At 70.0% G+C, this 9,034-nt stretch carries 8 protein-coding genes and 1 pseudogene; 4 read left to right on the forward strand and 5 right to left on the reverse strand.

Features of this window, described 5'->3' with window-relative positions:
* The 3 genes from ACI2LP_RS33455 to ACI2LP_RS33465 form a co-directional block, all read right to left on the reverse strand.
* On the reverse strand, positions 1 to 1,090 hold a 1,090-nt coding region (locus tag ACI2LP_RS33455; RefSeq protein WP_404728300.1), incomplete at its 3' end, for a histidine kinase dimerization/phospho-acceptor domain-containing protein.
* The gene (locus ACI2LP_RS33460) at positions 1,087 to 1,797 is read right to left on the reverse strand and encodes a response regulator transcription factor (protein ID WP_404728301.1); all 711 of its coding nucleotides are present in this window, start codon (positions 1,795 to 1,797) and stop codon (positions 1,087 to 1,089) included. The genes ACI2LP_RS33460 and ACI2LP_RS33455, both read right to left, overlap by 4 nt.
* A gap of 166 nt (positions 1,798 to 1,963) precedes the next feature.
* Positions 1,964 to 2,422 (reverse strand): hypothetical protein, encoded by a 459-nt coding sequence (locus ACI2LP_RS33465; RefSeq protein ID WP_404728302.1) that lies wholly within the window; start codon positions 2,420 to 2,422, stop codon positions 1,964 to 1,966.
* 129 nt (positions 2,423 to 2,551) lie between these two features.
* Between ACI2LP_RS33465 and ACI2LP_RS33470 the strand changes: the two genes are divergently transcribed.
* A complete protein-coding gene (locus tag ACI2LP_RS33470) occupies positions 2,552 to 2,998 on the forward strand; it encodes a PaaI family thioesterase (protein ID WP_404728303.1) in 447 nt (148 codons plus the stop codon).
* Positions 2,999 to 3,114: 116 nt separating this feature from the next.
* On the opposite strand, the gene ACI2LP_RS33475 is transcribed toward ACI2LP_RS33470, so the two are convergent.
* Entirely contained in the window at positions 3,115 to 3,291 is a 177-nt protein-coding gene (locus tag ACI2LP_RS33475) for a hypothetical protein (RefSeq protein ID WP_404728304.1), read from the reverse strand.
* 200 nt (positions 3,292 to 3,491) lie between these two features.
* On the opposite strand from ACI2LP_RS33475, the gene ACI2LP_RS33480 reads away from it, so the two are divergent.
* From ACI2LP_RS33480 to ACI2LP_RS33490, 3 genes are all read left to right on the forward strand, one after another.
* On the forward strand, positions 3,492 to 4,370 hold the full coding sequence (locus ACI2LP_RS33480; protein WP_404728305.1) for a hypothetical protein: 879 nt from the start codon (positions 3,492 to 3,494) through the stop codon (positions 4,368 to 4,370).
* Positions 4,371 to 4,390: 20 nt separating this feature from the next.
* Complete coding sequence (locus tag ACI2LP_RS33485; protein WP_404728306.1) at positions 4,391 to 6,088, forward strand: SsgA family sporulation/cell division regulator; 1,698 nt, start codon at positions 4,391 to 4,393, stop codon at positions 6,086 to 6,088.
* Positions 6,089 to 6,775: 687 nt separating this feature from the next.
* A complete protein-coding gene (locus tag ACI2LP_RS33490) occupies positions 6,776 to 8,038 on the forward strand; it encodes an ammonium transporter (RefSeq protein ID WP_404728307.1) in 1,263 nt (420 codons plus the stop codon).
* 492 nt (positions 8,039 to 8,530) lie between these two features.
* Here the strand turns inward: ACI2LP_RS33490 and glnII are convergent.
* Positions 8,531 to 9,034 (reverse strand): annotated as a pseudogene (glnII, locus tag ACI2LP_RS33495) (glutamine synthetase); the annotation flags it as partial.

The following is a 9,034-nucleotide window of genomic DNA, read 5'->3' on the forward strand; positions in this document are numbered from 1 at the left end:
GGTTGTCCACGACGGTCCGTATCCCGGGCTCCCAGGCGTGCACTCTCAGGCGCGGCATCACCGGCACAGTGATCTCCGCCGTGGGGTGCCTGCGCTTGGCGTCGGCGACGGAGGCGTCGATCACCTCGGTCAGGTCCACCGGGCCGAAGGCATCTGCCTCGATCAGATCGCCCCGTCCGAGTTCCCGCAGCATCACCAGCAGGCCCAGCAGCCGAGCGTGCTCGGCCTGGAGATCCCCCAGTACCTCATCCCGGTCCGCCGGTGCGAGGTCGGGATGCTGGTCGAGGATCTCCAGGTTCGTCTGCATGCTCATCAGCGGGGTGCGCAGTTCATGCGCCGCGGCGGCGGCGAAAGACCGGGCGGTGGTCAGGGCCCCCGCGGTCCGCGCGGCCTGTTCGTCGTAGCGGGCCAGCACGGTCTGCAGCGTCCGCGCCAGGTCGTCGACCTCGGTGACTCCGGTCCGGCTGTGGTCGAGCCTCGCCGCATCCACCCTCGGGTCGAGGCCGCTGGTGCGCTGTTGCAGTCGGCGCAGCGGGCGGCCGGCCCGCGAGGCGACGGCCCACGCCACCAGACCGGACACCGGGGCCGCCAGCAGCGCCACGGTCACCACGCGTCGGCGTACGAGGGTCAGTTGGTCCTTGCCGGCGGTATCGGGCGAGAACAGCCACAGCGTGCCGTCGACACCGGCGCGCGAGCCCTGCACACGGACCGACAGCACCCGCCAGCTCCTGGCCCCGTCCTCGATGGTGACCGGCATCCGGGCACTGGCCGGCAGGGGTACGAAAGCGTCGGGCTGCGGGCCGCCCGACACGGTGCCCTGCGGCCCGGTCAGCCGGATACCGACATCCAGGCCGGAGGCGTACAACTGCCGCTCACGGGCCTGCTCGACCGCTGCGGGGCGGTCGGCGGCGGTGACCCGCAGGAGCCGACGGGCGTTCCCGGCGGCCACCGCCGCGCGCTCTCGTAGATGCGCGTCCTGCTCAGCATGCAGGTCGCGGGCGACCAGCAGGAGCAGCAACCATCCCGCCGCCAGCACCAGTACTGGCACGGTGGCTCCAACGGCGAGCGCGATACGCGTGGACAGCTTCACGGGTTCCCGCCCCCGTTGTCCGCGCGCAGGACGAAACCGACTCCCCGCACCGTATGGATGATCCGTGCCCGGCCGCCGCTCTCCAGCTTGCGGCGCAAATAGCTGACGAAGGTGTCGACGGCATCCGTACGCACCTCGAAGTCGTACCCCCAGACGCGCTCCAGCAGCTGGTCCCGGGTGAGTACGATCCCCACATTGCGCGCGAGGACCTCCAGCAGCTCGAACTCCCGCCGGGTCAGCGCCAGCAACTCGCTGTCCAGCCGCGCCTCACGGGCGGCCGGGTCCAGCACCAGAGGGCCGACACGGACCATGTCCGTGTCCCTGGGCGGCCGTCGGCGCAGCAGTGCCTCCAGCCGCAGCACCAGCTCCTGCAACGCGAACGGCTTGACCAGGTAGTCGTCGCCACCCGCCTGCAGCCCTGCGATGCGGTCGGCCGTCTCGTCCCGCGCCGACAGCATCAGCACGGGCAGGTCGTTGCCGTCCTCGCGCAGCGCTCGGCAGACCTGGATTCCGTCGAGACCGGGCATGGAAATATCGAGCACGACCACATCGGTCGCCTCCCGGCGCACATGGGCCAGGGCAGGCCGCCCTCCCTCGGCAAGGGCCACCGCGAAACCGGCCAACCGCAGTCCCCGCTCCAGCGAACGCCGGATCGCCGGGTCGTCGTCCACCACCAGCACCTGTCCCCGACCGACGCCACCACCCATCCGGCCCTCCCTTGCTCTCGGCTCCGTGCACCGGGCCGGTACCCACCCATCGTGCTACCGGGACAATGCCAGATGGTGCATCGCTGCGGGCGTACGGTCCGGGGAGCAGCGGGAGGCTCGCCGGTCCCGCGGGACGGGTCCTGGCGCGCGTCTTCCCCGTGGGCGTTCACCAGCGCCAGGTCAGGCAGTCGCACTCCTCGACCGCCGCCCAGCGGGCAGCGGCCGCGTCGAGAGCAGCGCCGGTGCGGGCCAGATCGGCGTCGTCGAGGGGCCCGCGACCGATGCCGCGGCCTTCGGTGGGCAGGCCACTCCAGACCCGATAGGCCCAGTTCACCGCCAGTTCGGCCGCCATCACCGCATCACCCTTGCGACGCAGAACTTTGAGACCCGAGCGACGGTGCCTGCCCGGGGCGACCAGTTCGCATCCATGGAAGGTCGCGCCCTGCGCGACAGCGCCCCAGAAGCCGTCGGTCAGGCCGAGTGCCTGTTCGACAGCGGCATGGACCAGATCGTGCGGCACGGTCGGGCCGGTCGGCTGCGCGTGCAGCCGGACGTCGGGTCCGCGGCGGTCACGGACCAGGATCTCGTGCTGGTTGTCCGGCAGCTTCCGGAAGAAAATGTCCATCGCGTCCGACGGTAGGCCGCCACCCCTGCGTCACCAACTGGATTTCCGTTGGTGATTCGCCGCCCGAAAGCGGGCCAGGGCCCCCTCCGTTTGCCGGGACTGTCAGTGGGGGCCTGTTCAATGCGGTGCATGGAGACGGATACGCACAGGCGCGGGTTGTTTTGGGATGTGCAGGCGGGGCGGGTCCCACCACCCCCAGCAGCGGTGGTTCTCGGCTGGGAGCTGGTCGAGGTGGATCCGGAGCAGGGAACCATCGAGGTGGCGTTTGTGGCGGGTGATCAGTTCGTGAACCCTGCCGGTGTCATCCAGGGCGGGTTCTTGGCCGCGATGCTCGATGACACGTTGGGTCCGGCGCTGGTCGCGACGTTGCCGGAAGGCCAGTTCGCGCCGACTCTCGATCTTCACGTTCAGTTCCTCCGTCCCGCTCGTCCGGGACGGCTTCTGGGGCGCGGACGGATCGTGCAGCGTGGCAAAGAGGTGTGTTTTCTGGCCGGTGAGCTCATCGGTCCCGACGGCAAGGCCGTGGCAGTGGCCACCGCGACCGCACGAATCCAGAGTGTTCGTCAGCGGTCGTAGGCGGTCGGCGGCCGTCGCCATGGCCCTCCGGCCATGCGATGTGCGAACAGGCTGGCCCCGCCCTCAGTTCGGCGGAGCCGAAGGCGGGGGCGGCCGGTCCTTGGCCCGTGTTCGGGCTATTCGATGATGGAGTGGAAGAAGGTGACGGCGGCGGTGAACGTGGCACCGCCGATGAGAGTGGCGTCGGCGAGGTTGCCGCCTTTGGCGGCGGTGAGGCCGCCGGCGGCGAGGGCGGTGAGGATGCCGAGGAGGAGGATGACGGCGGCACGCTGGCCCAGGAGGGGAGCGTTCACGGCAGCTCCTTTTGCTGACAGGGCGACGCGGCTGAGGGCCGTGTCCGGATGTTGTTGCTGTAGCCGCGTGCGGCGCCGTTGCCCCCGCGTGATTCCTGGGAGATATCCGGGGGGAGATCCGCGCACCGGAGCTATCAGAAGGTCGTGAGCCAATTGCCACGCACCCGATGACGGGTCCGCAACTGCGCGAAGGAGCCGGTGTGTCGAGTGAGATCACAGCTGGTGCCCCCGGGTGCCCCGGTCCGCAGTGCTCCGGCCGGTCCTCGGATGCCGGCAGCGAGGGACCGCTCCTGCCGCCACATGGGCAGGAACTGGCCCGGATCGAGGATCTGCTGGCCCGGGGAGTGGAGCCGGAGGCTGCGGCAGCCCGCGCGGAGCGGCTGGCCGGTGATGCCCGGGTGGTGGAAGTGCTGCGCGCCGATGGCTTCACCGGCCCCCGCTACCGTAAGTTCGCAGGTCAGCTGATGGAGTACGGCTGGCCCATCATGATCGGCTGGAACAGTACGGGGGAGATCTTCCGGCAGACCGGCATGATCCACAGGCCGGTCCCGGATGCCGTGATCATCCGCGACTGGGACCGGGACGACCGCAGCGAGGTCGCAACCGACACTGTCCTGGCGGGTTTGGAGCTCTTCCGCACCCACGCGCTTGAGAACGGCAGATGGACCCCGGACGGCGGTGCGAGGCTGACGACGTATTACGTCGGTGCCTGTGTGCGCGCTTTCCGGCCGGTGTATGTCCGCTGGAGCCGGGAGCGCATGACACGGCAGGCCATGCGGGTGGGGCCGTTGGGCCCGGAGGATGCGGATCCGTTGGTCGGCATCCCCGATCAGCGTGCCGCCGATCCCTGCCACGCAGCCGCCGTCCACGACGAGATCAACCGCATCATCCCGCTGCTGACCGACTCGCAGGTGCGGATCGGCATCGGCTGGCGGGCCGTGGGATGCAGCCAGAGCGAGGCCGCCGCGCTGGCGGGACTGACCGAGAAGGCCCTGGAACGTCGCTTGAGCCGGGTACGCGTCAAGCTCCGCGCCACTGCAGAGCGGTGGCAGGAACCGGGCACGGGGGGAACGGGATGACTGAGCCGACAGGTGGAGCCATGGACTTCAACCGAGCTCCCAGTGTGAACGACGACTTCGATGCCCTGCTGGCAGCCTCCAGTCTGGGAGCGCCCCGGGTCAGGGCAGTACGCGCCCACACCCCCGCGGCGATCCGTGATCTTCTCGGGACCCGTCTCGAGAAGATCACGCCCCGGCCGGCGCCCCAGCCGCTCCCGGCGACCGACATCGTCGGGGCCGGGCGCTGCCGGGTGAGTGAACGCGCCACGGCAGACCCCCGCACCGCCGTGGTGTCCATCGGGATGGCGGGGGCGATGAGGGCGGGGAAGGCGACGTTCGTCAACCGCCTCCTCTCCGGCGGACGCGCGCTCGCCGGCTGCACCGACGACCTCGTGCGGGAGGTCTGTCCGCACCGGGCTCCCGATGCCTGGCCCGAGCGCCTCGAACCGTGCGGACACCTCTCTTCGGGCCCCGCGATCTCGGTCGAGGCGCCGGCCTCCGCCGTGGCCGGGTGGCTCTTTCCCCGGGCACGGCACGAGCTGGTCGTCATCCCGGCCGGGTGGAGAACGTTGACGGGGATATGGCGACGGGCCGCCTGCATCGCGCCTCTGGAGCTTTCTCATGTCGCTCCGGAGGTAGTCCTGTGGGACATGCCCGGCATGGGGGAGAGCCTGGGGGAGATCGAAGCCTGGACGTCTCGCACGACCGTTCCGCAGCCGAGCCTCAGCGCCTGCAGCCCGCAGGCGGAACCGATCGAGCGGACCGTTCGGCTGTCTGCCCGATGGCACCCACTGCCCTTCCCCGACCTGTACGGCGGTCTTGACCCGTGGCTCCAGCCGCCGTCCGGGCGGCGACAGCCCTGCCGCTGGTGCGCCCGCGCGCATGTGCCAGGGCTTGGCCTTGGCGACCTGGGCGTCCCGTCGTACCTCGATCTCCTTTTCGGTTGGACGATGCTGGAGGGCGTGCCGACGGGGCGGCTTCACCACAGGCTTTTCCATGCCCACCGAGACTTCGGCCGACCGGTGGCGGTGCAGTCAGGGCTGTGCCCTGCCTGGCGCTTGCCCGTGCCGCCGCAGACCACCGTGCTGGGATCAGGCGTGCTGCCCGGGCCCGGAGGGCCGCGACGCACGCTTCTTGTGGTCGCGCAGGGGACGCATGCGCTCTGGCACCTGCTCCAAGGGCGCGACCTGGCACAACGACCGCCGGAGCTCGCTCCCGCCACGGGCCTGGACGTCGGGCTGCCCGCGGATGAGCAACGGGCGCCACTGGCCTGCACCATGGAGACCGAGCGAGGCGTGACGACCGTCCGGGCGACCGCCCAACTGCAGCTGCTCGTGGACGGCCCGCCGCGCCCCCGGCTTGTTCCCGCCAGCTTCACGTATCGCTCGGACGACCCGTACGCGGTGCGCGTCGTCTTCGGAGAACGCCCAGGTGCTCAGGTCGAGTGGGTCTTCGCCAGAGAACTCCTCATCGAAGGCCAGCGCGATTCCTCCGGTACGGGAGACGTCAGGGTCCACAGGCAGGCGGCCACCCCCGGGCAGGCGGGGCCCGCCCGCGTGCACATCAGCCTCAGCTCGCCCGAGGGGAGAGCCATGCTGGCCATGCGCTCCAGTGACCTGGAGACGTTCCTTGCGAAGACGCGTGCCGTGGTCGTCTACGGATCCGAGCACCGGCACATGCGCGTTCCGTGGGAGACCCTGACCGAAGAACTGTGGTGGCACCCCGACCCTCATCGGTAGACCGCTCGGGCCCGGTTGTACGCGTGACCTTCCGGCTCCGGTCACGGTCCCGCGTTCGGGCATTCCAACCGGTCACTGGCGCCAGCACGGCGACAGGCCGGTGAGCGCGGCCGCGTGGTACTCCTGCGCGTAGATGTGCCCGGCTGTCCGTGGCCGGGACGTTCCCGCCGCGAGCGACGGAACCGAAAGGTTTGCTGCGCCGGGGCCTGACGTGATGGGTGGAACCTTCGCAGTACCGAAGGGCCCTACGAGTGCGATACCGAAGCCTTACCGAAGTCTTTGCCCGGAGCCGCGGTGATGGGTTGTGAAGTCGTAGCCGCCCTTGATCACATGGGTTCGGGGGTTCGGTCGGCGGCTGGTCGCCGATGCCTCTTCCGCCGAGCGGGAGTAGGACTCGACCGGCATGTGCGGCTTCAGGCCTGGAGCCATCAGAGACATGACGCAGTTGCCGGACGGCGATCGCTCACGTCTCGCAGCGACCAGGGCGATGAGGCCGGCCACCGACTGCGGCACTTGCGCGGACACGAGAGCCGGGCTCGTCGCAACGGTCTGAGCCGTGGCGATTCCCGCCGGTCGCGTACGAGTTGCGCACCGGCGGTTCAGCGCGGACACCCACGCCACCGAAGAATCACGCATCACCGTCCCCGAGCGATCCAGGACGGTGCGATCCACAAGGAGACCCAGGCTTTGAATGGCGCAGATACCGCCTTCGTATTGATAAGTGCCGCGCTCGTCATGGTGATGACGCCCGGCCTCGCATTCTTCTACGGGGGCATGGTGAGGGTGAAGAGCGCCCTCAACATGCTCATGATGTCCTTTGTTTCGCTCGGAATCGTCACCGTGCTGTGGGTGCTCTACGGGTACTCGCTCGCCTTCGGTGACGACCTCGGGGGCGGAGTGCTGGGCAACTTCGACCACATCGGCCTCAAGGGAATCAACGCCGAGACGCTCACCGGCGGCAAGGAGGGCATCCCGGTCTTCGTCTTCGCTCTGTTCCAGCTGATGTTCGCGGTCATCACCCCGGCGTTGATGAGCGGGGCAGTTGCCGATCGCGTGAAGTTCAGTGCCTGGGCGCTCTTCATCACGCTGTGGGTGTCGCTGGTGTACTTCCCCGTCGCGCACTGGGTGTGGCAGGCCGACGGCTGGCTGTTCAGGCTCGGGGTGATCGACTTTGCGGGCGGCGCAGCGGTCCACATCAACGCGGGTGTCGGGGCGCTCGCCGTGGTGCTCGTGGTGGGCCGGCGGATCGGATTCAGGAGCGAGCAGATGCGCCCCCACAGCCTGCCCCTGGTGATGCTGGGCGCGGGTCTGCTGTGGTTCGGCTGGTTCGGTTTCAACGCCGGCTCCGCCCTCGCGGCCAACGGCACGGCGGCCAACATGGCACTGAACACGCAGGTCGCCGCCGGTGCCGCGATGCTCGGATGGCTGGCGTACGAGCGGATTCGGAACGGGGCGTTCACCACGGTGGGTGCCGCGTCCGGCGCGGTCGCCGGCCTGGTAGCCATCACCCCCTCCGGCGCGCACGTCAACGCCTTCGGCGCGATCCTCATCGGTGTCGTGGCGGGTGCGCTGTGCTCCTGGGCGGTGAATCTGAAGTACAGGCTGGGTTACGACGACTCCCTGGATGTCGTCGGTGTCCACCTGGTGGGCGGTCTGGTCGGCACCCTGCTCGTGGGTGTCCTGGCCATCGACGGCGTGGGCTCTCTGGCGCAGCTGGGCAAGCAGGCGGTCGGTGCGTTCTCCGTGATGGCGTTCTCCTTCGTCGTCACCTGGATCCTGGCGAAGGCCGTCGAAGCGACGATCGGATTCCGGGCGATCGAGGACCACGAGACCTCCGGTGTCGACCAGGCATTCCACGCCGAGACCGCCTACGACTTCAGCGCGGTGGGCGCCGCCGGCACGGAGGCGACGATCGCTGCCGAGCCGCACGGCACGATGGTGGATGCATGAGGCTCACCACGGCGCTCGTCGGCGTGTTCCCCGTGATCCCGTGTTCCCCGTGTTCCCCGTGAGCCGCACCGGCGAACGCGGACCCGGCGCGCTCTGAAGCCGGCACAGCCCCAAGCGCCCGGCCCTCGGGCTCGGGTGAGCCAGGATGATGCCCGGTACGGCCATGACCACGGCCGTACCGGGCACCACTGCGTTTCGCGCGCCCGGAGCCCGGCTCGTACAGGTGATGTCCACCGTGCGAGCCTGGCTCCGCAATCCCGGGCACTTGGGAAACCTGGCCCATGCGGAGCCCGACGCCGACGGCGCGGGTGTCTCAGGGCCCGCTGTGCCGCAGGCGCGCCCCGTCCCGGTAGCGGGAGAAACCGCGGTGAGCCCCGCCGGGGAAGTCACCCTCGCGCCGGCCACGGACCGTACACGGACACGCCCCACAACTGCCGGGGGCCGCCCCGGCGGTGATGCCGGGGCGGCCCTGGTGGGTTCGGAGCTGGCGGGTCAGACCTGGCCGGCCTGCTCCAGTGCGGTGCAGCAGGTGTCGACGATCAGGCGGGTCACGACATACGGGTCGACGTTGGCGTTCGGGCGGCGGTCCTCGATGTAGCCCTTGCCCTCCTGCTCGACCTGCCACGGGATACGGACAGAGGCGCCGCGGTCGGAGACGCCGTAGGTGTACTCGTCCCACGGGGCGGTTTCATGCAGGCCCGTCAGGCGGTCGTCGATGCCCGCGCCGTAGTTCTTGACGTGGTCGAGCGGCTTGCTGCCCTCGCCCAGCGACTCGCACGCGGTGATGATCGCGTCGTAACCCTCGCGCATCGCCTTGGTGGAGAAGTTGGTGTGGGCGCCCGCGCCGTTCCAGTCGCCCTTGACCGGCTTGGGGTCGAGGGTGACGGAGACGCCGAACTCCTCGGCGGTGCGGTAGAGCAGCCAGCGGGCGACCCACAGCTGGTCGGCGACGTCCAGCGGCGACAGCGGGCCGACCTGGAACTCCCACTGGCCCGG

This window comes from Streptomyces sp. NPDC019890, from assembly GCF_044903445.1.
In the GTDB taxonomy this organism is placed as follows: domain Bacteria; phylum Actinomycetota; class Actinomycetes; order Streptomycetales; family Streptomycetaceae; genus Streptomyces.